Below are 449 nucleotides of genomic sequence, written 5' to 3' on the forward strand. Positions count from 1 at the left end.
GTCACCATCTTGTCGCCAATTTGCGCCCAGATCGCAGCATTTTCGATGGTTTGCATATAACGGGCAGGTAACGCGGCACTGACACTTGCGGTAAACAGCATCAGCAGGAGAATAACAGCTTGTTTGTACATTAAAAAATAACCGAGGGTGAAACAACGCTTTTATTGTAGCAAAAGCGCTATAAGAATCGTGTGTTAATACTCATACAAATTATGTGTGAGGACGAAAGGCGGATTTTTTTGTTGTTGGTGACAAAGACTACTCACCTCCGGCCCACCCAGTTCGACAATACGCTCGCGAAACTCTGAACTGGTCATGGTTTCACGGCAAGCCATCATCTGTTCAATTAACGGTAACGTGACACCAGAAATCACTTCGCAACGGGAGTGTTTGTGGCTTAATAATGAAGCCACGCGGTACGGTGGCGCTCCGGCTATATCGGTTAAGAA

At 46.1% G+C, this 449-nt stretch carries 1 protein-coding gene; it reads right to left on the minus strand.

Translation table 11 applies throughout. The annotated features are described in order from the left end of the window. Positions 1–194: 194 nt before the first annotated feature. Positions 195–449, minus strand: a 255-nt coding sequence (locus ACEWB7_RS17770; protein WP_411581055.1) for a hypothetical protein, incomplete at its 5' end; no start/stop codon positions are given.

The organism is Acinetobacter sp. NIOH-H-8, assembly GCF_046635365.1.
GTDB lineage: Bacteria > Pseudomonadota > Gammaproteobacteria > Pseudomonadales > Moraxellaceae > Acinetobacter.